This window comes from Nocardia sp. SYP-A9097, assembly GCF_009649815.1.
Lineage (GTDB): Bacteria > Actinomycetota > Actinomycetes > Mycobacteriales > Mycobacteriaceae > Nocardia.
Window position 1 is genome coordinate 168,255 of the sequence record NZ_WJIC01000003.1, and the last position, 25,042, is coordinate 193,296.

Here is a 25,042-nt window from a genome sequence, read left to right on the forward strand (position 1 = left end):
TGCGAATCTCCCCGCATCGAGGGGCAATGGTGGCGGGATTTTGTCCGTTTCCCCGCCATGAGTACCCCCTCAGTGATCGCCGGACCCCTCCAGGGCGTTGGTTCTTCTCGTCCTGGCGTCTTTTGTCTTGGTTCTTGGTCTTTTGTCTTTTTTCGTATTGGTCCTGAAGGTAACCACGGCCTGCCAGCCAGGCTGGGTCGCGAGTATTCGCGCCCGTCGGTAGGCGAAAGCCGGGTACGGCAGGCGAGGTTCCCACTCTGAAGAATCGTGGCCATCCTCCGAACCCCGCTGGAACATAATGTCCCGCAGGGTATTCGGCTGCGAAGGCCCCGTGTGGAAACCGTCCGCGTCAGTTGGGATCACCCAGTACTGCGCCTTCACGGCGGGGGTCCGCCCCGCCTACCCAGCCGGTGCCGTCCCGGGTCAGGGCGGAGAGGCCGCTTGATTGGGGGAGGACCGAGACTGTGTGGCCTAGCTGGCGCAACTGTTGGACCAGGGGGTCTTGGTCGCCGTTGTTGGCGGCGTTTATGGCGGGGTGTTCGCCGCCGACATTGGTGGTGGGGGAGTTGGCTGCGCCGAAAGCCACCATGGAGACTGCCTGTTGAGGGTTGAGTCCCCAATCGAGCATGGCCACCAGGGTTTTCACTACGAATTGGATGATTACCGCGCCGCCGGGGGAGCCGGTTACGTAGGTGAGTTGGCCTCGGGTGCCGTCGGGGGCGCGGTCGAAGACCAGGGTTGGGGCCATGGAGCTGCGGGGGCGTTTACCGGGGGCGAGGCGATTGGCTACGGGGAGACCGTCTTTGCCGAGGGGGTCGGCTGCGAAGTCGGTGAGTTGGTTGTTCAGGATGAAGCCGTCTACCAGGTGGAAGGCGCCGAAGGCGGATTCGACGGTGGTGGTCATGGAGGCCGCGTTGCCGTACTGGTCGACTATGGAGATGTGGCTGGTGCCGTGTTCGGGCTGTTGAACGCCGTCTCCGAGTGGCACCGGGCCGAAGTCGCCGGGTTGGGCGGTGCCCATGCTGCGGTTGGGGTCGATCAGGCCCGCGCGCTGCTTCAGGTAGTCCGGATTCAGCAGGGTCTGGGGTGAATTGCCGGGCATCGGAATGAAATCCGAGTCGGCGACGTATTTGTCGCGGTCGGCGTAGGCGAGGCGTTCGGCCTCGGAGATCAGGTGTACGGCTTGGGCGGTGGGTTTGCCACCGTTGCGGGCGGTGTCGTTGTCGCCGGTGGTGTCGGCCGGTTTCATCGAGGCCAGGTCGAAGTTCGACAGGATGCCGAGGGTGGCTTCGACGGTGGTGCCGCCGGAGGAGGGGTTGGGCATGCCGCAGATCTCATGGGTGCGGTAGGGCGCGCACAGGACGGTGCGCTTCTTCGGTTGGTATGCGGCGAGATCCGCGGCGGTGGTCAGGCCGGGGGTGCGTCCGCCGGAGGTGGTGCCGATGGCGTCGATGATGTCGGCGGCGATGGCTCCGGTGTAGAAGGCGTTCGCCCCGTCGGAGGCAATCGCGTTGAGCGTCTTGGCCATTGCCGGATTGGTGAGGGTGGTTCCCGCGGGTTTGGGGCTGCCGTCCGGTTGCAGGAAGTAGCCGGCGGCGTTCTCGTCACGCTTGAGATCGGTTGCGCTGTCGGCGATTTGGCCTGCCATACGCGGACTGATCTGGAAGCCTTGATCGGCCAGTGCGATCGCCGGGGCAAACAGATCGCGCCAGGTTTGCTTACCGTGTTCGTGCTGTGCGAGTTCGAGCATGCGCAGTACGCCGGGCGTGCCGATGGATCGGCCGCTGGCGCGCGCGTTGGGTTGCGGTGTGGTGCGGTCGGTATCGCTTATCCAGCGCAGATAGTCCTGGGTGGCGGCCGCGGGCGCGGTTTCGCGGCCGTCGTAGGCGTCGATCTGTTTACCTGCCGCGTCGTAGTAGAGCAGGAATGCGCCGCCGCCGATTCCGGACGCCTGCGGCTCCACCAATCCGAGCACGGTCTGCGCCACGATGAGCGCGTCCGCGGCCGTGCCGCCATCGCGCAGCACCTTGCAGGCCGCTTCGGTGGCAACGGGATTGGCCGTGGAGACCGCGAAGGTCTTGGTGTGCACCGGTTTCATGCCGGTGCGGTATCCGGTCGCGATCTCCGGATGCAGACTCAGATTCGTGCTGGTGGGGCCGCTACCCGCGCTGGCAGTAATGGGAACGCCGTTGGGGGAGGTCTCGCACACGCCCAGTTTCGAGTCCGAATCGGATGAACAGGCCGTGGCCGCTCCGAGTAGCAGCAGCAGGGCGGCCGCGGCGCCGCTCCAGGTATGCCGTCGCATGCGCCTCATGGTCGGACTCTAGCGCCGGTGCGTGGCGCGGTCTCGTTTTTGGGCTGGTAGGGCAATACGCGAACCTTCAGCATCTGAGCCGCTATCTATACAGAATGTCATGTCCGCTCTGCTCAGCGGCCCGCAATATTGGGAATTTTCCCAGCTCGGAGCGGCGATGTGGCTATCGGCAAATTGCAAGGTACTCTCGGACCGCCTCAATACACGATTGCGGAGGGTTAACCGGCGTATGACCGAGATCCGGACACGGGCCACAAATCTCACTGCCGAGGACAGCGGCTATCACAAGGCCCTCAAGCCCCGGCAGTTGCAGATGATCGCCATCGGTGGCGCCATTGGAACCGGCCTTTTCCTCGGCGCGGGCGGTCGCCTCGCCAGCGCGGGACCGTCGCTGTTCGTGGTGTATCTGATCTGTGGTGTTTTCGTCTTCTTCATCCTGCGCGCCCTCGGCGAGCTGGTGTTGCATCGCCCGTCCTCGGGTTCGTTCGTCTCTTATGCGCGCGAATTCTTCGGTGAGCGAGCGGCTTTCGTCGCCGGCTGGATGTACTTCCTGAACTGGTCCATGACCGGCATTGTCGACACCACCGCCGTGGCAACATATTTGCACTACTGGGGGCCGTTCGAGCCTGTGGCGCAATGGATTCTGGCGCTGGGCGCACTGATCATCGTGCTGGGTATCAACCTGGCGTCGGTGAAGTGGTTCGGTGAGATGGAGTTCTGGGCCGCCATGATCAAGGTGCTGGCGCTGGTCACCTTCCTGATTGTCGGCACCGTGTTCCTGACCGGGCGCTTCGATATCGAGGGCGCTGAGACGGGCCTGCGTATGGTGAACGACGCCGGTGGCTGGTTCCCGACCGGCATCCTGCCGCTGATCACCGTCACCTCCGGTGTCGTATTCGCTTATGCCGCAGTCGAAATGGTCGGTATCGCCGCCGGTGAGACCGAGAACCCGGAAAAGATCATGCCGCGCGCCATCAACTCGGTGATCATGCGTATCGCGGTGTTCTACTGCGGTTCGGTCATCCTGCTGGCGCTGCTGCTGCCGTACACCGCGTACAAGGCCGGGGAGAGCCCGTTCGTCACCTTCTTCAGCAAAATCGGTGTGGCGCATATGGGTTCGATCATGAACTTCGTGGTGCTGACCGCCGCGCTGTCGAGTTTGAACGCCGGGCTGTACTCGACCGGTCGCATTCTGCGGTCGATGGCCATGAACGGCAGTGCGCCCAAGTTCACCGCGCGGATGTCGAGTGCCGGTGTGCCCTATGGCGGCATTTTGCTCACCAGCACCATCGCGCTGTTCGGTATCTGGCTGAATTACATCGTCCCGGACGAGGCGTTCGAGATCGTGCTGAATGTGGCGTCGCTGGGCATTCTGGCGTCTTGGGCGACCATCGTGCTGTGCCAGCTCAAGCTCTGGTACTGGTGGAAGAACAGTCGGGCCGAGCGGCCGGCGTTCCGGATGTGGGGTGCGCCGTACTCCGGTATCGCGACGCTGGTGTTCCTGTTCGCGGTGCTGGTGCTCATGGCGTTCGACCACCCGGTGGGTACCTGGACCGTGGGCAGCCTGTTGATCATCGTGCCCGCCTTGATGATCGGGTGGAGGATCGCCGAACCGCGGGTGCTGGCCATCGCGCAGGAGCGGGCCGGATACACCGGCGAGTTTCCGGTGATTCCGCCGATTCCCATGGACGACAAGTAGTTTCCGGCTTCCGGCGGTATACTGGAAAATCGCTGGGGGACCTGCGCTTACGACGGCCGCGCACGCGAATCGTGTGCGGCCGTTATGTGTTCGAGATCACTGTTTGCGCTGCGTGCTATCCGCTGTGGCCATGGTCATAACTTCCCGAACTCGATTGTCTCGCAGGGAAACATTTGGTTAGCGTCAGGCTCTGCGCGTTCGCAGGGGGCGCGCAACCAGGGGATACTCGATGAGGAGTGCTGTGAGTTCGCAGTCGGCTGTGGTCGACGAGATGGATATCTCGCCGACAAGTGCCGGGAACAGTGTTCCTGCCACGATTTTCGAGCGATTCGCAGAGATACTGCGAACGGTCCGCCGTAATAGTTCCGAGATCGATGTGCCCGCAAAGGTGCGGGAAACTCAATACGCCGCTTTCGCCGCGGCGGGATTCGCGTTGCTGCATGTACTGCTGGGGGCGACCAGCGGGTTCGGTGGGGTACTGGGCAGCACCGGTCATTTCTTGGCCGCATGGGTAACCGGCGGTGTGGCACTGTTTTTCGGGTTGCGCTCGCAGTGGGTCTGGGTGGCCGCGCTGGGATTGGCCAGCCTGCAGGCGTTCTACGGCGTCTTCACGCTGGTATCGGCCGAAATGCCCACGGGGGTCGGGCCTTTCGCCGTGCTGTTCGGTGTGATGACATCGGGAATCGTGCTGGCGCTACTGCTGCGCGGCGACTGCTACCGCTGGTTCGTAGCCGCCTGATCGATGCTTGCCGCCCACACATTCGACTGGGCGGCAGGCACTTCCGATCACTTCAAGCTGCGGCCCAGCGCTCGTCCGGCGGCGCGGCCGGAGAAGATGCACCCGCCCAGGAAGGTACCCTCCAGCGCGTTGTAGCCGTGCACGCCACCGCCGCCGAATCCGGCGACCTCACCCGCGGCGTACAGCCCGGGGAAGGCGGTCCCGTCCGGGCGCATGACCTGTGAGTCGAGGTTGGTCTGCAAGCCGCCCAACGTCTTTCGGGTCAGGATATTGAGCCGCACCGCGATGAGCGGCCCGTGCGCGGGGTCCAGGATCTTGTGCGGCGTGGCGACCCGGCCCAGCTTGTCACCCAGGTACCGGCGCGCATTGCCGATGGCCATGAGCTGGCCGTCCTTGCTGTACTTGTGCTCGGTATCGCGGTCGCGAGCCACGATCTGGCGTTCGATATCGGCAGGGTCCAGGTGCGGCCCGCGGGTGATCTTGTTCATGCCCGCGATGAGATCCGCGAGGGTATCGGCGACCACGAAATCCACCCCGTGCTGCTTGAATGCCTCCACCGGACCCGGCGCACCCTTGGCCACTCGGCTCTTGAGTGTGAGCTTGAGGTCCTTGCCGGTGATATCGGGATTCTGCTCCGAGCCCGAAAGCGCGAACTCCTTCTCGATGATCGACTGGTCCAGGATGAACCAGGAATAGTCGTATCCGGTCGAAAGAATCTGCTTCATAGTGGCATTGGTGTCGAAACCGGGGAAACACGGTGCGGGCATACGCTTTCCATTGGCGTCGAACCACAGTGACGACGGCCCCGGGATGATGCGAATGGCGTGATCGGGCCAGATCGGATCCCAGTTGTGAATGCCTTCGGTGTAGTGCCACATACGATCCCGGTTCACGATGCGTCCGCCGGCGGCCTCGGTGATGCCGAGCATGCGCCCGTCCACATGCGCGGGCACGCCCGAGATCATGTGTTCCGGGCACGGGCCGAGGCGATCGACCGGCCAGTTGCGGCGGATCAGATCGTGATTGTGGCCGATTCCGCCGGAGGTGACGATCACGGCCTGGGCGGCAAGTTCGAAGTCGCTCACAATATTTCGCGATGAGGCGACACCGCGCGCCTCTTCGGAAGGCTCCAGCACGCTGCCGCGTACGCCGGTGACCGTGCCGTCGGTGACCACCAGTTCATCCACGCGATGCCGGAAGGCGAAACCGACCTGCCCGCGCTGCTCGGCCGCCAGCACCGGCTCCAGGAATACCCGCACCACCTCCGGCCCGGTACCCCAGGTGAGGTGGAAGCGCGGCACGGAATTGCCGTGCCCATCGGCGAATTCGCCACCGCGCTCGGCCCAGCCGACCAGCGGGGTCACCCGCAGCCCCAGATCGTGCAGGTACTGCCGCTTCTCGCCGGCCGCGAACTCCACATAGGCGCGCGCCCATTGGCGGCCCCAGTGGTCCTCGTCCTCGCGGTCGAAGCCCGCGGAGCCCAGCCAGTCCTGCATGGCCAGCTCCACGGAGTCCTTCACTCCGAGACGGCGCTGCTCCGGACTGTCCACGAAGAAGAGGCCGCCGAGCGACCAGAACGCCTGCCCGCCCAGATTGGCGCGGTTCTCCTGATCCACCACCAGTACCCGGCGCCCGGCCTTGACCAGTTCGTGGGTCGCGACGAGGCCGGCCAGACCGGCGCCGACGACGATGACATCCGGATTCTCGATCATGCCCAATTCCTCGGTTCGTAGAAGTTCGATACATGACTGTATCGAACTTGGTTGTCGGTGGGACATGGCATGGTTCCACTGTGCCGATTTCCTCGAATGGATCTGCTGCTTTGACCGTCGCCGCGGCGCGTCGTATAGCCCTGGGCGCGCAGGGCTTCGCCACCGCCCGCCCGAGCGGTCCGCCCACCCGCCGTGCGCTGGCCAAGGTGCTCGACAACACCAAGCTGCTACAGATCGATTCGGTATCGGCGGTGGTGCGCGCGCACTACACACCCGTGTTCAGCCGGATCGGGGCATACGATCGCGCCCTGCTCGATGAGATGTCGTGGAGCGATTCCGCGCGCCGCCCGCGCAAGCTGGTCGAATATTGGGCACACGAGGCCGCATTGCTGCCGGTGGAGGATTGGCCCCTTATGCGCTGGCGGATGGTGAAGTACCGGCACGGCCGTTGGGCCGGACTCGGTCGGCACCGCGATGAGAAGCTCGCCGACGAGGTGCTGAGCGTGGTCCGCGAATTCGGCCCCAGCACCGCCGGTGAGATCGAGAAGCACCTCGAATTGGATCGCCCACGCGCCAAGGACCATTGGGGCTGGAACTACAGCGAGACCAAGGTGGTCTGCGAACAACTCTTCGCCTCGGGTGAGCTGTCGGTCCCCAAACGCGTTGGCTTCCAACGCCATTACGACCTCACCGAACGCGTTCTCCCCGCCGAGGTCTGCGCCCGCGAACTCGATGAAGCGGACGCGATCCGCCAACTCGTCCGCCGCTCGGCGTCCGCCCACGGCATCGGCACCGAAACCGACCTACGCGATTACTACCGCCTGACCCGAGTCCAAACCGAACCCGCCATAGCCGATCTCATCGCGGCGGGGGAGTTGGAGCAGGTCGCCGTCGAAGGCTGGGACAAACCCGCCTACCTGCACACGGCCGCCCGCACCCCACGCCGAGTCACCGGCGCGGCATTACTCTGCCCCTTCGACCCACTGATCTTCTTCCGCGCCCGCACCGAGCGCCTCTTCGATTTCCACTACCGCATAGAGATCTACACCCCCGAACACAAACGCGTGCACGGCTACTACGTCTTCCCATTCCTGCTGGATGGAGAGATCGTCGGCCGAGTCGACCTGCGCGCGGATCGCACCACCGGCGTCCTCCGAGTACCCGGAGCATTCCTCGAACCCGGCCACGACGAGGCGTACGTGGCATCCGAACTTGCTGCGGCACTTCGCGAAATGGCAGACTGGCTCGAGCTGGACACCTTGGAGGTAGGTACCCGCGGTGACCTCACCTCGGCTCTGTCCAAGGCGGCCCGCGTCCGCGTCAGCGCCTGACCGCGAAGCGGCAGCTGCCAGGCGAAAGCCGCCGCACCCTTGGCCGGAATCGATCGAAACCTGTTGGAGTCCCGCAAGTGTGGATCCCGGCCACAACCACGCCGGGATGACGGGTTTCATAGCAGCAGGTAGGCGATCTCGGCCCATCATCCGGGATGAGGGCTTCCGTCATCCCGGCATGTTTTTGGCCGGGATCCACACCCGAAGCGCGGCAACGGGTCTCGGTGGATTCCGGCCAAAAGCGCGCCGGAATGACGGGGGCGGCTAACTCAGAAGGGGCCGTCCGTGTAGGCGTTGAGGACGATGCCCCTCTTGCCGTCGCCATTGCATTCGATGGTCATGGGGATGAGGGGGCGGGGGGAGTCGCCCACGATGTAGATGGGGGTTTGGACGCCGTTGCCGACCTGGCGGGTGCCGAGGCACTCGACGACGGCGGCGTACCACATGCCTTCCGGACAGGTGTAGGTCGCCGTGTCGAGGGTACGGTCGATGCGGCAGGGCGCGTCGGCGTGTGCGGCCGGGGCGGCAATGCTGACCAGCGCGGCGGCTCCCAGGCTCAGGGCCGAGCCGATGCCGAACGACCGGCGGTGCTGCTCTTTCATCTTCAATACTCCCCTTGTGCGTGGACAGATCGTTCGATGACTGTGCGCACCCATACTGGCCTCGCGCGGTGCCGAGATGCGGGAACACGCGCGCGGCGGTCCTCGGCGTGGCGCGCCTATGCGACCAGAACCGCGGGTTCGGACACCACCTGGCCGCCGCAGACCAGCACGGTCGATTCGTGAATCAGGTAGTCCCCGTAGACGAATATGGTTCCGTCGGCCGACTCGGCGGTCGCCGGGACGGACACCGCCACCAGTGCGGCGGCGGCCAAGGTCAACGCGGCTCCGATCGCAAGCGACCGGCGTCGAAGGCGAAGGCGAATCATGGCACTGCTCCCCTCTGGTTCGGTGATCTTGCCGGTACGTTCGGTGCCGACGCTCTCGCGGATGAGCCCGACGGCGTGGCGCGGTCCTACACGACTGTCGTGTCGGGTTCGCCGGATTGGTCAGCAGCGGGCGCGGGCGGGCTGTCGGAGGGAATCGTTAATCTGGGAGCGTGCCTGATCCTTCGACGTACCGGCCCGCGCCGGGGACGATTCCTGTTGAGCCCGGTGTCTACAAGTTCCGGGACGTCCATAAGCGGGTCATCTATGTCGGTAAGGCGAAAAGTCTGCGCAGCAGGCTGAACTCATATTTCGCGGATGTCTCGGGCCTGCATCCGCGCACTCGGCAGATGGTGACCACCGCGGCCAGCGTGGAGTGGACGGTCGTCTCCACCGAGGTCGAGGCGCTGCAGCTCGAGTACAACTGGATCAAGGAATTCGATCCGCGCTTCAATGTGCGCTATCGGGACGACAAGTCGTATCCGGTGCTGGCGGTGAGCCTCAATGAGGAGTATCCGCGGGTGTTCGTCTATCGCGGCGCACGGAAGAAGGGCGTCCGGTATTTCGGCCCGTACGCGCATGCCTGGGCGATTCGCGAGACTCTCGACCTGTTGCTGCGAGTGTTCCCCGTGCGCACCTGTTCGGCGGGAGTCTTCAAGCGGCACAGTCAGATTGGCCGCCCCTGCCTGCTCGGCTACATCGACAAGTGCTCCGCGCCGTGCATCGGCCGCGTGAACGCCGATGAGCACCGCCAGATTGTCGAGGACTTCTGCGACTTCCTCTCCGGCAAGACCGACCGGTTGGTCAAGGAGCTGGAGAAGAAGATGCACTCCGCTGCCGAGGAGCTCGACTTCGAAACCGCCGCCCGGCTACGTGACGATGTGCAGGCCCTGCGCCGCGCCCTCGAAAAGCAGGCCGTGGTGCTCGGCACCGGCACCGATGCCGACGTAATCGACTTCGCCATAGACGAATTGGAAGTCGCCGTGCAGATCTTCCACGTCCGCAACGGCCGCGTGCGCGGTCAGCGCGGCTGGGTGGTCGACAAATCCGGCGATGCCATCGACGAGGTCGAGGCCGGCGGCGAAGTGCCCGCCCTGGTCGAGCAGTTCCTCACCCAGTTCTACGGTGAGCAGTCGACCCTGGCCGAGCAGTCGGGCGAGGAGCAGCCCGGCAATGTGGTGCCGCGCGAGGTTCTGGTGCCGGCTCTGCCGCGCGATGCCGAAGCGGCGCAGCAGTGGCTGTCCGGGATTCGCGGTTCCGCCGTGCAGTTGCGCGTTCCCCAGCGCGGCGACAAGAAGGCCCTCGCCGAGACCGTGCAGCGCAATGCCCAGGAGGAGCTGCAACGGCATAAGCTAAGGCGCGCAGGCGATCTCACCGCCCGCTCGGCCGCGCTCCAGGAGATCCAGGACGCCCTCGATCTGGACAGCGCCCCGCTGCGTATCGAGTGCGTGGACATCAGCCACGTGCAGGGCACCGATGTGGTGGCCTCCCTGGTCGTCTTCGAGGACGGCCTGGCCCGCAAGTCCGAGTACCGGCACTACGCCATCAAGGAGGCCGCCGGCGACGGCCGCTCCGACGATGTGGCCAGCATTGCCGAGGTGACCCGCCGCCGCTTCGCCAAACTGCGTCGCGACCTCGATGCCGCCGAGGCCGCGGAGCTCGCCGAATCCGATTCGGACGCAACCGAATCCAGCCTGCCCGGGATCGACCCCAAGACCGGCAAGCCGCGCCGCTTCGCCTACCCGCCCAACCTGTACGTGGTCGACGGTGGTGCCCCGCAGGTGAATGCCGCCGCCGAGATCCTGGACGAACTCGGCATCACCGATGTCGCGGTCATCGGCCTGGCCAAGCGGCTCGAAGAGGTCTGGGTCCCCAATGAGCCGGATCCGGTCATCATGCCGCGCACCAGTGAGGCGCTATATCTGCTGCAGCGCGTGCGCGACGAGGCGCACCGTTTCGCCATCACCTTCCATCGCAGCAAACGTTCGCGCCGGATGACCGCCTCGGTGCTGGACACCGTCCCCGGCCTGGGCGAAACCCGAAAAACGGCATTGGTGACGCACTTCGGGTCGGTCGCCAAGCTGAAGGAGGCTACGGTGGAGCAGATCACCGAGGTCCCGGGCATCGGGGTGGCCACGGCCAAAGCGGTTCTCACTGCTTTGCACACCGACTAGGTCACTCCTCGGCATTCACGCGACACGCCGAGAGCGTGTTGCGCGACACGCCGTCAGTGCAGGTCGGGAGGGAGAATCACAGCTGTGTCTCTCCTCGAGCGTGCGCCTGCGCCGGTTTCGGGTATCGGTGCAGGATGATCGAGGGACCCCCAGAGACGAACCCGGTAGGACATGACGCGCGTCGAAGCCAGCAGCAGTGCGGTCGCAAACCAGAGCAGTGGAACCGAGAGCGGTGAGCAACCGGTCGAGGTGGTCATAGTCACCGGTTTATCCGGGGCGGGCCGTGGTACTGCGGCAAAGGTGCTCGAGGATCTGGGCTACTACGTGGCCGACAATCTGCCGCCCGAGTTGATCGGCCGGATGGTCGAATTGGGCGAAAGCGCCGATCCACCCATTCGCAAACTCGCGATGGTGATGGATGTGCGCAGTCGCTTCTTCACCGGAAATCTTTCGGCGGTCACCGAACAATTGCGCTCTGCGGGCGTGCGTACCCGCATTCTCTTCCTGGAGGCATCCGACGATGTTCTGATCCGTCGATACGGGTTCGCCCGGCGTCGTCATCCGCTGCAGAGCGAAAGCGCCGACGGCACGCTGACCGCGGGTATCGCCGCCGAGCGTGCGCGTCTTGCCTCGGTCAAGACCGCGGCCGACCTGGTTATCGACACCACCGCACTATCGATTCACCAGCTGCACCGAAAGCTGGAGGAGGCGTACGGCGGGGCCACCCCGACCGCCCTCCAATTAACAATCCAATCGTTCGGTTTCAAGTACGGAGTACCGCTCGACGCCGACATGGTGTTGGATTTGCGTTTCCTGCCCAATCCGCATTGGGTGCCGGAACTCCGCGAACAGACCGGACAGGATGCCGCGGTCAGTGAGTATGTGCTGTCGCGTCCGGGTGCCCAGGATTATCTGGGTACCGGCCGCCACCTCATCGATCTCACCACCGAGGGCTACCGCCAAGAGGGGAAGCGATACATGACCGTGGCAGTGGGCTGCACGGGCGGTAAGCACCGCAGTGTGGCAATAGCGGAGGCGCTGGGTGAATTACTCGGCGCCGGCGCGAACAACGGATCGGGAGACGTTGTGCGCGTGGTGCACCGGGATTTGGGGCGGGAATGAGTGCGCGCGAGACGAACCCGGCGTTTGTCGCGCTGGGCGGTGGACACGGTCTGTATGCGACGCTGACGGCGGTACGACGGCTGACCCGTAAGATCACGGCGGTGGTGACGGTCGCCGATGACGGTGGGTCCTCCGGACGGCTGCGGGCCGAGCTCGGCATGCTGCCGCCCGGTGATCTTCGAATGGCGTTGGCGGCCTTGGCCGAGGAGTCCGACGGCATCTGGGCGCGGACGCTGCAACACCGCTTCGGCGGGACCGGTGCGCTTGCCGGGCATTCGGTGGGCAACCTGATTTTGGCGGGTCTCACCGAGGAGCTCGGGGATCCCGTTGCGGCACTTGACGAAGCGGGAAAACTGTTGCGCGTCACGGGTCGCGTGCTGCCCATGTCGCCCATCGCTTTGACCATCGAAGCCGATGTGGCGGGCCTGGAGGGCGACCCCCGGGTGAGCCGTTGTATTCGCGGTCAGGTGGCGGTGGCGACCACGCCGGGCAAGGTGCGCCGGGTGCGGTTGATTCCGTCGGATCCGCCCGCCTGCGGCGAGGCTACCTCGGCAATCGAGCATGCGGACGTGGTTGTGCTCGGCCCCGGCAGCTGGTTCACGAGCGTGATTCCACACGTCCTCGTGCCCGATTTGCACGAAGCTCTGCTGCACACTCGGGCGCGGAAAGTGTTGGTGCTCAACCTCGCTGCCGAACCGGGCGAAACGGCCGGATTCTCCGCGGAACGCCACCTACATGTATTGTCCCAGCACGCACCGGATTTCACGGTCGACCATGTTTTGGTGGATTCCGGATCCGTACCCGAGGGTAGGGAGCGCGAACATGTGGCAAGAGCTGCCGAACAGCTGCGAGCACGAGTAACCTTCGCTGATGTCGCCGAGGCCGGGACGGACCGGCACCACCCCGGAAAGCTTGCCGCCGCACTGGATCAGGTGATCCGGCAACCTCGGCCGGAATCAGCAGGGCTTCGAGTCGAAGGACGGCATATGGGCCAACATGTGCGGTCCGGGTTGGGTGGAAAGGAGCGCGTCTCGTGGCGATGACAGCGGAAGTGAAGGACGAGCTGAGCCGACTCACCATTTCACAGGTGAGTTCGCGCAAGGCGGAACTGTCCGCGCTACTGCGGTTCGCCGGTGGATTGCACATCGTCGGTGGTCGAGTGATCGTTGAGGCCGAGGTGGACATGGGTTCCATCGCGCGCCGACTGCGTCGTGAGATCTTCGAGCTGTACGGCTACGGCTCCGATGTGCACGTCCTGGGTGCAGGCGGGCTTCGCAAAACCTCCCGGTACGTCGTACGGGTTTCCAAGGAAGGCGAGGCGCTCGCGCGCCAGACCGGTTTGCTCGATGTGCGCGGCCGTCCGGTGCGGGGTCTACCCGCGCAGGTGGTCGGCGGCAGCATCGGTGACGCCGAAGCGGCTTGGCGCGGAGCGTTTCTCGCGCACGGTTCGCTCACCGAACCGGGCCGCTCCTCCGCACTGGAGGTCAGCTGCCCGGGACCGGAGGCCGCATTGGCCCTGGTCGGTGCGGCTCGCCGGATGGGCATCTCGGCCAAGGCGCGGGAAGTGCGCGGCACCGATCGCGTCGTGGTGCGCGATGGTGAGGCCATCGGGGCGCTGCTCACCCGCATGGGTGCGCAGGACACCAGGCTCACGTGGGAGGAGCGGCGCATGCGCCGCGAGGTCCGCGCGACGGCCAACCGCCTCGCGAACTTCGACGACGCGAATCTGCGTCGTTCGGCCCGGGCAGCGGTAGCCGCCGCCGCTCGTGTGGAGCGAGCATTGGAAATACTGGCCGACGATGTGCCCGATCATTTGGCCGCCGCGGGCAAACTGCGCGTGCTGCACCGTCAGGCGTCGCTGGAGGAACTCGGCCAACTCGCCGATCCTCCGATGACGAAAGACGCTGTGGCAGGCCGCATTCGACGCCTGTTGTCGATGGCGGACCGCCGCGCAAAGGAATTGGGCGTCCCGGACACCGAATCCGCCGTGACGGCAGAACTCCTCGAAGAGGCGTGAATGCGTACTGAGGCACCGTATCCCTGGGGTACGGTGCCTCAGCCGTAACTGGAAGCGAACCAACCAGTCCTGCCCGCACAGGTGAGGTGGGGCGTGTCCGTGACGTTTCTGTTACGGCGATAGGGTGGGAACACCAACGGAAAACGATCCGCTTGAAAGCTGAGGAGCGATAACGTGACTGTCCGGGTAGGCATCAACGGCTTCGGTCGTATCGGACGCAACTTCTTCAGGGCCGTCGAAGCGCAGAAGGCGCTCGGCACCACTGACATCGAAATCGTCGCGGTCAACGACCTCACCGACAATGCGACGCTGGCGACCCTGCTCAAGTACGACTCGATCCTCGGCCGGCTGCCGCAGGATGTCTCGCTGGATGGCGATGACACCATCGTGGTCGGCGATATGCGCATCAAGGCCCTCGCCATCAAGGAAGGTCCGGCGGCGCTGCCCTGGGGCGACCTGGGTGTCGACGTGGTTGTCGAGTCCACCGGTATCTTCACCGACGCGACCAAGGCGAAGGGCCACATCGCGGCCGGCGCCAAGAAGGTCATCATCTCCGCGCCCGCCAAGGGTGAGGACATCACCATCGTGATGGGCGTCAACGACGATAAGTACGACGGTTCGCAGAACATCATCTCGAACGCGTCCTGCACCACCAACTGCCTCGGCCCGATTGCCAAGGTGCTCAACGATTCCTTCGGTATCGAGCGTGGTCTGATGACCACCGTGCACGCGTACACCCAGGACCAGAACCTGCAGGACGCGCCGCACTCCGATATGCGTCGTGCCCGCGCCGCCGCGCTGAACATCGTGCCCACCGGTACCGGTGCGGCCAAGGCCATCGGCCTGGTGCTCCCCGAATTGCTGGGCAAGCTGGACGGTTACGCGCTGCGCGTGCCGGTCCCGACGGGTTCGATCACCGACCTCACCGTGGATCTGGCCAAGGCCGCCACCATCGACGAGATCAATGCCGCCATGCAGGCCGCCGCGGATGGTCCGATGAAGGGCATCCTGCGGGTCAACCACGATCCGATCGTCTCCTCGGACATCGTCGGCGACTCGTACTCCTCGATCTACGACGCGCCGCTGACCAAGGTCATCGGCAAGCAGGTCAAGGTCGCCTCGTGGTACGACAACGAGTGGGGCTACTCCAACCGTCTGGCGGACCTCATCGGTCTCGTCGGTAAGTCCCTGTAAGCGCAATGGCGATCAAGACACTCGCAGATTTGCTGAACGAGGGTGTCGAGGGTCGGGGCGTGCTCGTGCGCTCCGACCTGAACGTTCCCCTCGACTTTCCTGTTTCGAGCGACCCGCAAGCGATCGCAAGCGGCGGCGTAATCACCGATCCGGGCCGCATCATCGCGTCGGCTCCGACCATCAAAGCGCTGGCCGAGGCCGGCGCGAAAGTGGTTGTGACCGCGCATCTGGGCCGCCCGAAGGGTGAGCCGGATCCGAAGCTGTCGCTGGCTCCCGTGGCCGCGCGTCTCGCCGAGGAGCTGGGCCGCAATGTGCAGCTCGCCGGTGATGTGGTCGGCCAGGACGCGCTCGCGCGGTCCGAGGGCCTCACCGACGGTGATGTGTTGCTGCTGGAGAACATTCGCTTCGATCCGCGTGAGACCAGCAAGGACGATGCGCAGCGGGCCAAGCTGGCCGCGGCGCTGGTCGAGCTGGTCGGCGATGACGGTGCGTTCGTCTCCGACGGTTTCGGTGTCGTGCACCGCAAGCAGGCGTCGGTCTACGACGTGGCAAAGGTGTTGCCGCACTACGCCGGTCAGCTCGTTGCCGCCGAGACCGAGGTGCTGCGCAAGCTCACCGAGGATTCGCAGCGTCCGTACGCGGTCGTGCTCGGCGGTTCCAAGGTCTCGGACAAGCTGGCGGTCATCGAGGCGCTCGCGCCGAAGGTCGACACCCTCGTCATCGGTGGCGGCATGTGCTTCACCTTCCTTGCGGCGCAAGGACTTCCGGTCGGCGGTTCGCTGCTGCAGGAAGAGATGATCGACACCTGCAAGGAGCTGCTGGAGAAGTTCGCGGACGTGATCCACCTGCCGCGCGACATTGTCGTCGCCGACAAGTTCGCGGCCGACGCGGAGTCGAAGGTGGTGCCCGCCAACGAGATTCCCGAAGGCTGGATGGGTCTGGATATCGGTCCGGAGTCCACCGCTCGGTTCGGTGCGCTGCTGACCGAGGCCAAGACGGTGTTCTGGAACGGTCCCATGGGCGTGTTCGAGTTCGAGCAGTTCGCGGCCGGTACCCGTGGCGTTGCCGAGGCGATCGTGGTCGCCACCGGCAAGGGCGCGTTCACCGTGGTCGGTGGCGGCGATTCGGCCGCGGCCGTGCGTTCGCTCGGCCTGCCGGATGACGGTTTCTCGCATATCTCCACCGGTGGCGGTGCGTCACTGGAATACCTGGAGGGCAAGGAACTTCCCGGCCTTTCGGTTCTGGAGGACTGAGCAATGGCACGTAAGCCTTTGATCGCGGGCAACTGGAAGATGAATCTCAACCACCTGGAGTCCATCGCTCTGGTGCAGAAGATCGCTTTCGCCCTGCCCGAGAAGTACTTCGCGAAGGTCGATGTCACGGTGATCCCGCCGTTCACCGACCTGCGCAGCGTGCAGACCCTCATCGAGGGCGACCGCCTGCTGCTCACCTATGGCGCGCAGGATGTTTCGACCCACGACGAGGGTGCCTACACCGGCGAGATCAGCGGTTCCATGCTGGCCAAGCTGGGCTGCACCTACGCGGTGGTCGGTCACTCGGAGCGTCGCCAGTACCACCTGGAGAACGATTCGACGGTCCTGGCCAAGGCCAAGCAGGCGCTCAAATACGGCATCACCCCGATCGTCTGCATCGGTGAGGGCCTGGGCGTCCGCGAGTCCAAAACCCATGTCGCGTACAACCTCGAACAGCTCCGCGGCTCATTGAAGGGCCTGACCGCCGAGGAAATCTCCAAGGTGGTCATCGCCTACGAGCCCGTCTGGGCCATCGGCACCGGCAAGGTAGCCACCCCCGCAGACGCCCAAGAAGTCTGCGGCGCCATCCGCAAGGAACTCGCCGACCTGGCGAATCCCGAAGTGGCAGCAGGAGTCCGCATCCTCTACGGCGGCTCGGTCAACGCCAAGAACGTAGGCGAACTCGTCGGCCAAACCGACATCGACGGAGCCCTCGTAGGCGGCGCCTCCCTGAAGGGCGACGAATTCGCCACCCTCTCAGCCATCGCCGCCGGCGGCCCCCTGCCGTAACGGTTTCACCCTCGAAGGGCCGGACATCCGAATGGATGTCCGGCCCTTCGTCATTCGGTCCACCGGGGATGGCGTACACGTTCGTAAGGTTTGGGGGTCGGGCGTCGATAGGCTTCATGCATAGCTACTGATGGCGTGTGGGGTGCCGATGAACGAGATCGATGGATCTGACTGCGGTGAGACGGAGCGGCGTTCGGGGCGCGGCTGGTCTTTGGCGCTCGGCTGCGGGGAGGTTCTGGTGGCGAGTGTTGATGGGGTGTGGCGATCCATTGACGGCGCAAGGACTTTCGTGGCCGAACGGCTGCAGGGGAGTCCGGGGCGGTTCACTCGGCTGGTGGTGGCGATTGCGCCTACCGATCCGGCTATCGCTTATGTGTGGGGGACGGGTGGGCCCTTCGATGCCGAGGGGAATCCGACCGCGTATCTGTGGCGGCGGGCCCGAAACGTTTGGACCGCACAGCGATTGCCGCCTGGTGTGCGTACTGCTCGGTCGCGGTATGACTGGTTTCTGACGGTTGCGCCGGACAATCCCAATCAGATTTATGCGGGCGCTATGAGCGTCCATCGGGGTGAGCGCACCGGGGCGGGGTGGACTTGGACCGAGATCGCTTGCGAGTCGGATGATCACCAGGAGCTGAGGGTTGCGATTTCTCGCGGAATCGCGCCGTCAGCTCCTGGTGATCTTGATACTCGCTAGGAAGAGCCGGTGCCGGAGCCGCTGCCGCCCGAGCCGCTTCCCGCGGAGCCGCTGCCCAGGGAGCCGGTGTTGATGCTGGTGGTGGTCTGGAGTTTCCAGGTTCCGCAGCCGGTGGTGAAGAATGCGATATCGCCGGGCTTGATCTCGACGGTGACTTTGCCGTTGATCGCGCCGCCACTCTCCAGTACGGCGCTGAGGTCGTCGGTGATGGCCGAGAGTCGCGCCCACGCGCAGATGGTGGCGGCGGTGGTCGTGGTGTAGACACCGGGCTTGATATCGACGCCGACTTTGAAGGTGGAGTCGTAGCCCATGGAGTCCGCGACGGTGGCCGAAGCCGGTCCGGCGGCGCTCATCAGGGCGGCGGCGGTGAGGGCAATACCATTGACCCACAGGGATTTACGCATGGAGCGGGGTCCTTCCGGCGGATCCGCGGCCGCGCATCCGATGCTCGCCGCGACCCACATCAAATATCTGAAAATGAAGTGTTTCGCAGGGTAATCGGCGCGTGCTCACGCCGTGGTGCTTTCGCTCGAGTTCAGGCCGCGCCGATCCGACCGGCGAGCTCCGTGCTCAAGGGGTACGGCCGCTCCGGAGGCAGGAGTGCCTTCGCACGCTCGGCATGTCCCGCGCGCAGGTGCGCGGACATCTTGTGCACCAACGGCGTCAGATCGCGGATCTCCAATGTCCAGTCCTGGACATAACTCTCGATAATGTGCCGGGACAGCCCCACCTGAATGCTGCGATGGTCCAGCTTGGCATCGCGCAGTGAATACTCCGGATCCCACTGCACATGAACCACCGCGTGCGCGAACAACTTTCGCCATTCGACCGCATCGGCATACACCCGCCGCTCCGGGCTGGTGAGCACCGCCTGCCCGAGCGCCTGCTCCCATCCCGCGCGCGAAATACGCACCGCGAGAATGCGTTCCTGCCCGGGCTTGCGAGCCCAATTGCTGCGGTGCATGAGCCAGCGGAACGACGGTTTGATCCATGTCATGCGATTGGTGGAGAACGGCGGCACGAACCGTTGCGCCGCCACCGCCGGTCCGGCGATCTGCTCGCCGTACGCCTGATAGACGACAATGCTGTCGCGGTCGTAATCGGCCCTGATCTCGAAATTGTTCGTCATCGGCTTTCTATGCTGGATTGTGGTGTGGGGGAGGGGAATCGGGCCTCGAAGGCGGTGCGATTGGGGGAGACGGCCGAGCGATCCCAGACGGCGAAGACCACGCGGTCGAAGGCCGCACCGTAAATGCCCAGGGCGTGTTCGAAGGCCGCGGCGACCTCGGCGGGATCATTTCGGAATACACCGCAACCCCACGCGCCGAGAACGAGATCGCGGATGCCGTGCCGCGCGGCAATGGCAATCACCTTCTCGGCGCGCTCATTCAGGATTTCGCGAATCGAAACCGGATGTCCCGCATGAAGGTTCAGCTGACCGGCATTCGGCGCCGCCGAGGTCAGGAACGACACCGGATACGGGTCGGCCCGCAGTTCGCCGCGCCTGCCGCGAATCACCGGCACATCGGGCGCGAAGATCACCCGATGGCTGTATCGCAGATCGCTGGAATCGCGGTGCGCCGCATAGTAATCGGGTGCTTCGAGCAGGCATCGATACAGTAGCGCGCTGCGGCACAGATCCTCCTCCTGCGCCCGCGCCCCGCGTAGATACCCGCCACCGGGATTGCGCGCCGACGCGAAATTCAGCACGCCGACCGCCGCACCGCCGTCCACGTACAACCGCCGCGCCGCCTCGATACTCCCTTCGGCGGTGACCTCGGCCACCCCGTCGAAGGCTCCGCGTACGCCACCGTCGAAGGTGTCTTCTGGTGTGTACGAGACGGTTCCGGCCCGCGCGGCCGCCAGTGCCGCGCGAATATCGACCTCGACGCCGCTGGTCGTCCGATAGCCGCCGTTATCCGCGATCTCCTCGTTCTGCGCGGCCATGCACCTGGGACTACTGCTCATGGCTCAGACCGTACGGGCCATGTCCGCAGCCGTCACCTGAATTTTGGTCATATCTACTAAATCTTAGCTTTCCGCCCGGTGGTGCCGACCACGCACCCCTTTTCGTCGACGCGCACCGCGAATCAGTCGGTGCCCGCCTCTACGATGCAAGCCATGACCGCCCGCCAGCGTTTGCGCATCGTCCCGTCACAGTTCGTGGTGGAGCATCTGCCGAACTCCACCTTCCCGGAGGACGACGACTGGATCGCGCTGGTGCGAGCGCCGGAGGGCCTCACCGTGATTCGCGAGGCCCCGGGCTGGGTGGAGGGTGAGCGCTGGAAGGGCATCTACGGTGACGGCCCGCACAACCTGGACAAACCCGGCATGCTGGCGGCGCTGATCGGCCCGCTCGCCGACTCCGCCATTCCGGTGTTCGTGGCCTCGACCTATCACGCCGATCTGGTGCTGGTGCCGGATCATCGCCTGGAGGAGGCGTCGACGGTGCTACGCGAGGCCGGGCACCGCATCGCCGACTAACTCACATACGACACGACCGCCATCATCCCGGATTCACCGTGATAGATATTGTGGCAGTGCATCATCCACTGTCCGGGATTGTTCGCGTCGAAGTCGACCTCGACGGTCTGCATGGGCAGCACGATCGAGGTGTCCTTGCGCGGCCCGTTTCCAGCGGGGTTGACGACCTGATAGGTGTGCCCGTGCAGATGCATGGGGTGATACATCATCGACTTGTTGATGAACCGCAGCCGGACGCGTTGTCCCTCGGTGATACCCGCCCATATTCATCTCGTCCATACCGGTGGCCCGCAGCCGCGCCAGTTCCCGATCGGGATCCCGCCCGTCCACGCCGTCGAGTCAATCATCCAGCACCACAACGGCTTCCAGATCATAGTCGCGCCCATCCGCGGGGTCTTCGACGATCAGTGGCGCGTACAACCCGCGATCCAGCTGCACCCCCACGTGCGGGTGGAAGAAGTAGGTGCCCGCATCGGGTGCGGTGAATTCATACCGGAACCGGTTGCCCGGCGCGCGTCCTCGGCATGTCGTACGGCTTCCGATCCCGGCTCCACCGGGCTGCTCGCGCTGTTCTTCGCGCATGCGCCGAGTAGGCTCGCGCCGGCGGCGATCGCGAGGAATCCGCGCCGGCTCAGCGCGGCCGATGGGGGGCATTGCCTGGCCGACATGATTTCTCCTGTCCAGTTGCGCCGATCGCACCCCAGGTGCACGATACTACTGTCTACGTACGTAGAACGTATGTGAGGGCATGCGGCTGCGGACCGGTGGACGACGGCTTGAGCAGGTACGGGCGTCCCCCTACGATCAGGTACCACGCACCAGGACATCAGGCCCCGACACGGTGTGTACGGCGCCGTGAGATGAGGAGATGAGACGCATGGGTGCGCGAGGCTTCGGTGAACTGGAAGCGGTCGTGATCGAACGGATCTGGGACCGCCTCGAGAAGACAACCGTCCGTGAGGTATTCGACGGCCTGGCCGCCGAACGCGAAATCGCCTACACGACCGTCATGTCCACCATGGACAACCTGCATCGCAAAGGCTGGCTGGAACGCGAACGCGTCGGCAAGGCATACGCCTACTGGCCGACTTTGAGTCGCGAGGAGTACAGCGCCCGACTGATGCGCGAGGCCCTGGGCAGCGGCGGCCGCTCCGAACTGGTGCTCGCGCATTTCGTGGAGCAGATGAGCGCCGAGGAATCCGAGGGTCTGCGCGCCGCCCTGCGCAAGCTCACCGGGGGCAAGCGCTCCTGAGTTCAGCCGGCATGTCGCGGCGGGATCCTGTCGCGATGACTGTCGCCCCGTGGATCGTGCGTATTGCCATGGCCGTGCCGCGGGTTTCCGCCGTTACAGGAGCCATTGCCGTGACCGTCGCCATTTCCATTGCCGCCGTGCTGAATCGCGCCATGGCCGGACGCAGGTGTCAGGGGTGCGGCCGTCGCCGGTGCCGCCAGTAGCGCGCCCGCGCCGATGGCCGGCGCGATGACCACGCTCGCGCCCCGGGTGAATCTGCCGATAGTGATTCCTACATCCCGTCGTTTGGTTTCGAATTCGCTTGCGAGCGTGGACTTGAACCCGCACGTCCGCCACAACCGGTCAAGCGCACACGGATGCTCTCACGCATCGAACGGGGGTTCGCCGCGTTCTCCGGTGTCGATGCTGTCGTCGTACGCCGCGACGAAATCCCCGGCCGCGCAGTGCCGCAGCCAAGAGCGTAATGACGGCCGCGGTCGCCGCCACCGCTGATGAATCCATCCGAACCCCCGAGTGAAACCCCGCCATTCATAGCAGCGAATCACTCGACTGCGCAACAGCTTTCACCGAGGGCGCCCTCGCGCCAGCCGAGTGCTTCTCCCCGGTGTTCAGCGCAGCCACACTTCGGTGTTTTCGAGGAGGAGCTTCCCGAACGACTTCACAGCATCGTTGAATCCAGTTCTCTCGAGCACTCTGACAAGCTTCGCTCCGAGGCTGAGTTCGGTCTCCGCCGCTGGAACCGTGCCGCTACCTGGCGGACGAAGGTTTTACAGTCCGACACGTCGACGAGGTGGCTCCCGACGTCTCCCAGTACGGCTGGTTCGGAGGAGTTCCCGAATTGGTTCCACAAACAGATGGATCCTGTTGCGCAGGTGCGGATTTCGTCGAGAGCACCGGCGACGGGGTCCAGGTTGTTCCTGAGTGCTTTCACTCCGGCCTGGGCAAGGGTAACCGCGCCGCTCATGGGGTAGTCGACTGTCACCGTGGCAGCGCCGCCGATCGCGGTTGCATACCCTTGCGGGGGACGAGCACCGCTCCGTTGGTGGTGCGTTGCTCGGATACCAGTCGGCCAGCGAGTTGGGTGCCGATATCGGCGTATGCGGGGGCGTGTGCCCGGGGATTCGGGTGGCCACCGGTCGGCATGACGCGCAAAACTCCGACGTCTGTCCCCCACCCCGGGGTCACGCCGACCATTACCCCTTGTTCGCCCAATGGGCTGATACAGGATCCAGCGAGCTCTACGCTGCCCACTGACATTTCCGAGCCGAAGCCTTTCGCCATTGTCCCCGCTACCGGGGGATCGACCCCGGCCGACGCCACCCCGCATCCTGCGAAGCCGAGGATCAAGACGGATGCGGCAATGACAGTGAACGAACCCTTGATGGTCATGACGCCCTCTTTTTCCGTGCGCGTTGGCGGCCGGACGGCGCCGACCAAGTCCCGCAATCGCACCCGAATCAAGTCCGACACCGATGATCATCTCGGAACATGCGTAGCCGACTACCTCGGCTGCAAGTTGTAGAAGCCTGCGAGGACCGCCCTGCGACCGGCATGCCCGCCATGAGGCATTGTGCGGTCGGTCACCGTGGAGGAAGGTGGATATGTCCGGTGGTGCCCACCGGGGCGCCGCCCTTACGGGTAGGAGGTGACCCGTGTACGCACGTTCAAGCAAAATTGCGGCCCAGCCGTCGTCGATCGACAGCGGGATCGCATACCTCCGCGATGAGCTGATGTCGAATCTGCCCGAGCTCGAAGGGTGGGTTGGCCTCTCGCTGATGGTGGACAGGGCAACGGGGCACTGCATCGCCACAACTGCGTGGGAGTCCGAGGCCGCGATGCGTGCCAGCAGCCTGCGCGTCCAACCATTGCGCGACGGTCTGGCCCAGATGCTCAACGGGCCGGTCGAGAAGGTCGACGAATGGGAGGTTGTGGTCATGCACCGCGATCACCTGGCCGGCGAAAGAGCTTGCACCCGGTGCACATGGTTACAGATCGATCCCGCTCGGATGGACCGGATGATCGACACGTTCAAGACAAGTCTGCTGCCGCAGCTCGAGAAGATCGAAGGATTCCGCAGTGCCAGTCTGTTCGTTGACCGGGCAACTGGCCGAGGGGTGGGCTCGACCGTCTGGGCAAGCCGCGAGGAGTTGGAGAGCAGTCGCGAACTGGCGGAGCGGATCAGGACCACATCGACCCAAAGTATCGGTGCCGAGATTCTCGAGGTGGCGGAGTTCAGACTGGGTTTCGCTCACCTGCGCGTGCCCGAGATGGTTTGACATCATGAGACATTCGGCTGCGGAGTGCGGACTCCCGGCCGGATATCTCATGCCTCGGGCACGCAGAGGTGATCTACGAGGACGATCTGGTGGTGATGCATCGGCCGTTGAACAAAGGTCCCACGCCCGGCTATCTGCTCGTGTAGACCCAGCATCCCACTGCCGGTGTGGCCGCGGCGGAGATGACTGGGGCGAGGAGGGCGAGCAGCCCGGCGACGTGATCGGTGACCAGTGGGTAGAGCGGGCTGGACTGCAACCGATCCAGCGCAGCTGAGGTCAAGCGACTTAGCTGTGGGTTTGTGCGGCTGGTACGCGGACTGCGGTGTACGGTCTACGCACCGTGGGCCTTGAAACGGATTTCATGTTGAATGAGATCCGATAAGGCCCGGTTTACCAGCACCTTTGAGTATTGTCTGAATGAAAAGTGTTGCAGTGCAACAACGTTCAGCGTGCGCGGCGGGACTTGAACCCGCACGTCCGTGGCTGGGTGTCGTATTTGGGTGTTCTGATACCCGCCGAGCGTGCCGAGATGCTGGCCGGCATTCATGAGGTGCTGAGCCGGGCGAGCAACTGCTGCTCGGCGGCGGGCTGGTGAGCGAGCCGGCGGTGATGGTCCCCGCGTACGACGACGGACCGGCGTCACCTCCGAATTCAACCGAAACGTGTTGCATGTGTTGAATACTCGGCTGCGCGACCGACTTCGATCCAGATGTTTTCGCGCATATCGCACCATCGTGTCAGCCGAGCGGCGCGCACGATACTGGGCCGACATCGCCCGAGCTTTCGATCAATGGGGGAAGCTCGAGCAGAGCTACCGTGCGCTGTTAGCGGCCGAACGAATCGCCCCGGACGAAGTCCGTTACCGCAAACCCATGCAGCAGATAACCCTGAGCCTGCTGCGGCAACCCGGAGCAGAGATGCTGACCGGGCTTCAAGCATTCGCCCACCGCACCGGAGTTCATCGGAGCAGTTTGTAGACGGCACCGCCGACAGTGGGCTGCGGTTCACCATTGGCTACGCTCCGAACCGGTCGCTATCGCGGACATCACGGAAGCTGCTCTACC

The 25,042-nt window shown here is 64.8% G+C and carries 24 protein-coding genes and 2 pseudogenes; 16 read left to right on the top strand and 10 right to left on the bottom strand.

Annotated features, from left to right (window positions below; all coding sequences use genetic code 11):
• Positions 1–349: 349 nt before the first annotated feature.
• A complete protein-coding gene (locus GFY24_RS08075; protein ID WP_153804716.1) occupies positions 350–2,305 on the bottom strand; it encodes a gamma-glutamyltransferase family protein in 1,956 nt (651 codons plus the stop codon).
• A gap of 238 nt (positions 2,306–2,543) precedes the next feature.
• Between GFY24_RS08075 and GFY24_RS08080 the strand changes: the two genes are divergently transcribed.
• Positions 2,544–4,013: an amino acid permease gene (locus tag GFY24_RS08080; protein WP_153804371.1), complete on the top strand. Its 1,470-nt coding sequence runs from the start codon at positions 2,544–2,546 to the stop codon at positions 4,011–4,013.
• Positions 4,014–4,254: 241 nt separating this feature from the next.
• Positions 4,255–4,752, top strand: a complete 498-nt coding sequence (locus tag GFY24_RS08085) for a hypothetical protein (protein ID WP_153804372.1) — start codon at positions 4,255–4,257, stop codon at positions 4,750–4,752.
• Positions 4,753–4,799: 47 nt separating this feature from the next.
• Here the strand turns inward: GFY24_RS08085 and GFY24_RS08090 are convergent, their stop codons facing one another.
• The gene (locus tag GFY24_RS08090; RefSeq protein WP_153804373.1) at positions 4,800–6,464 is read right to left on the bottom strand and encodes an FAD-binding dehydrogenase; all 1,665 of its coding nucleotides are present in this window, start codon (positions 6,462–6,464) and stop codon (positions 4,800–4,802) included.
• Positions 6,465–6,544: 80 nt separating this feature from the next.
• On the opposite strand from GFY24_RS08090, the gene GFY24_RS08095 reads away from it, so the two are divergent.
• A complete protein-coding gene (locus GFY24_RS08095) occupies positions 6,545–7,795 on the top strand; it encodes a DNA glycosylase AlkZ-like family protein (RefSeq protein ID WP_309230606.1) in 1,251 nt (416 codons plus the stop codon).
• Positions 7,796–8,064: 269 nt separating this feature from the next.
• Here the strand turns inward: GFY24_RS08095 and GFY24_RS08100 are convergent, their stop codons facing one another.
• Entirely contained in the window at positions 8,065–8,397 is a 333-nt protein-coding gene (locus GFY24_RS08100) for a hypothetical protein (RefSeq protein ID WP_153804375.1), read from the bottom strand.
• A 116-nt stretch (positions 8,398–8,513) separates the two neighbouring features.
• The gene (locus tag GFY24_RS08105; protein WP_153804376.1) at positions 8,514–8,723 is read right to left on the bottom strand and encodes a hypothetical protein; all 210 of its coding nucleotides are present in this window, start codon (positions 8,721–8,723) and stop codon (positions 8,514–8,516) included.
• A gap of 170 nt (positions 8,724–8,893) precedes the next feature.
• Between GFY24_RS08105 and uvrC the strand changes: the two genes are divergently transcribed.
• From uvrC to tpiA, 7 genes are all read left to right on the top strand, one after another.
• Positions 8,894–10,894 (top strand): excinuclease ABC subunit UvrC, encoded by a 2,001-nt coding sequence (gene uvrC, locus GFY24_RS08110; RefSeq protein ID WP_309230607.1) that lies wholly within the window; start codon positions 8,894–8,896, stop codon positions 10,892–10,894.
• A 171-nt stretch (positions 10,895–11,065) separates the two neighbouring features.
• On the top strand, positions 11,066–12,016 hold the full coding sequence (gene rapZ / locus GFY24_RS08115; RefSeq protein WP_153804377.1) for an RNase adapter RapZ: 951 nt from the start codon (positions 11,066–11,068) through the stop codon (positions 12,014–12,016).
• On the top strand, positions 12,013–13,059 hold the full coding sequence (gene yvcK / locus GFY24_RS08120; RefSeq protein ID WP_153804378.1) for a uridine diphosphate-N-acetylglucosamine-binding protein YvcK: 1,047 nt from the start codon (positions 12,013–12,015) through the stop codon (positions 13,057–13,059). The genes rapZ and yvcK overlap by 4 nt, the downstream gene beginning before the upstream one ends.
• On the top strand, positions 13,050–14,033 hold the full coding sequence (gene whiA / locus GFY24_RS08125; protein WP_067564519.1) for a DNA-binding protein WhiA: 984 nt from the start codon (positions 13,050–13,052) through the stop codon (positions 14,031–14,033). Before yvcK ends, whiA begins: the two co-directional genes overlap by 10 nt.
• Before the next feature lie 174 nt (positions 14,034–14,207).
• Positions 14,208–15,227, top strand: coding sequence for a type I glyceraldehyde-3-phosphate dehydrogenase (gene gap, locus GFY24_RS08130; RefSeq protein ID WP_309230608.1), 1,020 nt, complete (start codon positions 14,208–14,210; stop codon positions 15,225–15,227).
• A 5-nt stretch (positions 15,228–15,232) separates the two neighbouring features.
• Complete coding sequence (locus GFY24_RS08135) at positions 15,233–16,480, top strand: phosphoglycerate kinase (RefSeq protein ID WP_153804380.1); 1,248 nt, start codon at positions 15,233–15,235, stop codon at positions 16,478–16,480.
• A gap of 3 nt (positions 16,481–16,483) precedes the next feature.
• Positions 16,484–17,269, top strand: coding sequence for a triose-phosphate isomerase (gene tpiA, locus GFY24_RS08140; RefSeq protein ID WP_153804381.1), 786 nt, complete (start codon positions 16,484–16,486; stop codon positions 17,267–17,269).
• Positions 17,270–17,962: 693 nt separating this feature from the next.
• Here the strand turns inward: tpiA and GFY24_RS08145 are convergent.
• The 3 genes from GFY24_RS08145 to GFY24_RS08155 form a co-directional block, all read right to left on the bottom strand.
• Positions 17,963–18,370, bottom strand: a complete 408-nt coding sequence (locus GFY24_RS08145) for a hypothetical protein (RefSeq protein WP_153804382.1) — start codon at positions 18,368–18,370, stop codon at positions 17,963–17,965.
• A 131-nt stretch (positions 18,371–18,501) separates the two neighbouring features.
• The gene (locus GFY24_RS08150; RefSeq protein ID WP_153804383.1) at positions 18,502–19,095 is read right to left on the bottom strand and encodes a DUF4291 domain-containing protein; all 594 of its coding nucleotides are present in this window, start codon (positions 19,093–19,095) and stop codon (positions 18,502–18,504) included.
• Positions 19,092–19,934, bottom strand: coding sequence for a TIGR02452 family protein (locus GFY24_RS08155; RefSeq protein WP_194852783.1), 843 nt, complete (start codon positions 19,932–19,934; stop codon positions 19,092–19,094). The genes GFY24_RS08150 and GFY24_RS08155 overlap by 4 nt, the downstream gene beginning before the upstream one ends.
• A 153-nt stretch (positions 19,935–20,087) precedes the next feature.
• Here GFY24_RS08155 and GFY24_RS08160 point away from each other — a divergent pair, with 153 nt between their 5' ends.
• Positions 20,088–20,450, top strand: a complete 363-nt coding sequence (locus GFY24_RS08160) for an ACT domain-containing protein (protein WP_153804384.1) — start codon at positions 20,088–20,090, stop codon at positions 20,448–20,450.
• Here GFY24_RS08160 and GFY24_RS08165 read toward each other — a convergent pair.
• Positions 20,447–20,963 (bottom strand): annotated as a pseudogene (locus tag GFY24_RS08165) (multicopper oxidase domain-containing protein); the annotation flags it as partial. The gene GFY24_RS08160 and the pseudogene GFY24_RS08165 sit on opposite strands and share 4 nt — an antisense overlap.
• 364 nt (positions 20,964–21,327) lie before the next feature.
• Here GFY24_RS08165 and GFY24_RS08170 point away from each other — a divergent pair.
• Positions 21,328–21,702, top strand: coding sequence for a BlaI/MecI/CopY family transcriptional regulator (locus GFY24_RS08170; protein WP_153804385.1), 375 nt, complete (start codon positions 21,328–21,330; stop codon positions 21,700–21,702).
• 35 nt (positions 21,703–21,737) lie between these two features.
• A complete protein-coding gene (locus GFY24_RS08175) occupies positions 21,738–21,905 on the top strand; it encodes a hypothetical protein (protein ID WP_153804386.1) in 168 nt (55 codons plus the stop codon).
• A 775-nt stretch (positions 21,906–22,680) separates the two neighbouring features.
• Here the strand turns inward: GFY24_RS08175 and GFY24_RS08180 are convergent.
• Positions 22,681–23,091: a hypothetical protein gene (locus GFY24_RS08180; RefSeq protein ID WP_153804387.1), complete on the bottom strand. Its 411-nt coding sequence runs from the start codon at positions 23,089–23,091 to the stop codon at positions 22,681–22,683.
• 263 nt (positions 23,092–23,354) lie between these two features.
• Here GFY24_RS08180 and GFY24_RS08185 point away from each other — a divergent pair, with 263 nt between their 5' ends.
• Positions 23,355–23,978, top strand: a complete 624-nt coding sequence (locus tag GFY24_RS08185; RefSeq protein WP_228566096.1) for a hypothetical protein — start codon at positions 23,355–23,357, stop codon at positions 23,976–23,978.
• 130 nt (positions 23,979–24,108) lie between these two features.
• Here GFY24_RS08185 and GFY24_RS08190 read toward each other — a convergent pair whose 3' ends face one another.
• Positions 24,109–24,258 (bottom strand): hypothetical protein, encoded by a 150-nt coding sequence (locus tag GFY24_RS08190; RefSeq protein WP_153804388.1) that lies wholly within the window; start codon positions 24,256–24,258, stop codon positions 24,109–24,111.
• Positions 24,259–24,474: 216 nt separating this feature from the next.
• Between GFY24_RS08190 and GFY24_RS08195 the strand changes: the two are divergent.
• A pseudogene (locus tag GFY24_RS08195) lies at positions 24,475–24,707 on the top strand (L-histidine N(alpha)-methyltransferase); the annotation flags it as partial.
• Positions 24,708–24,712: 5 nt separating this feature from the next.
• Positions 24,713–24,955, top strand: a complete 243-nt coding sequence (locus GFY24_RS41025) for a hypothetical protein (protein WP_194852812.1) — start codon at positions 24,713–24,715, stop codon at positions 24,953–24,955.
• Positions 24,956–25,042 lie beyond the last annotated feature (87 nt).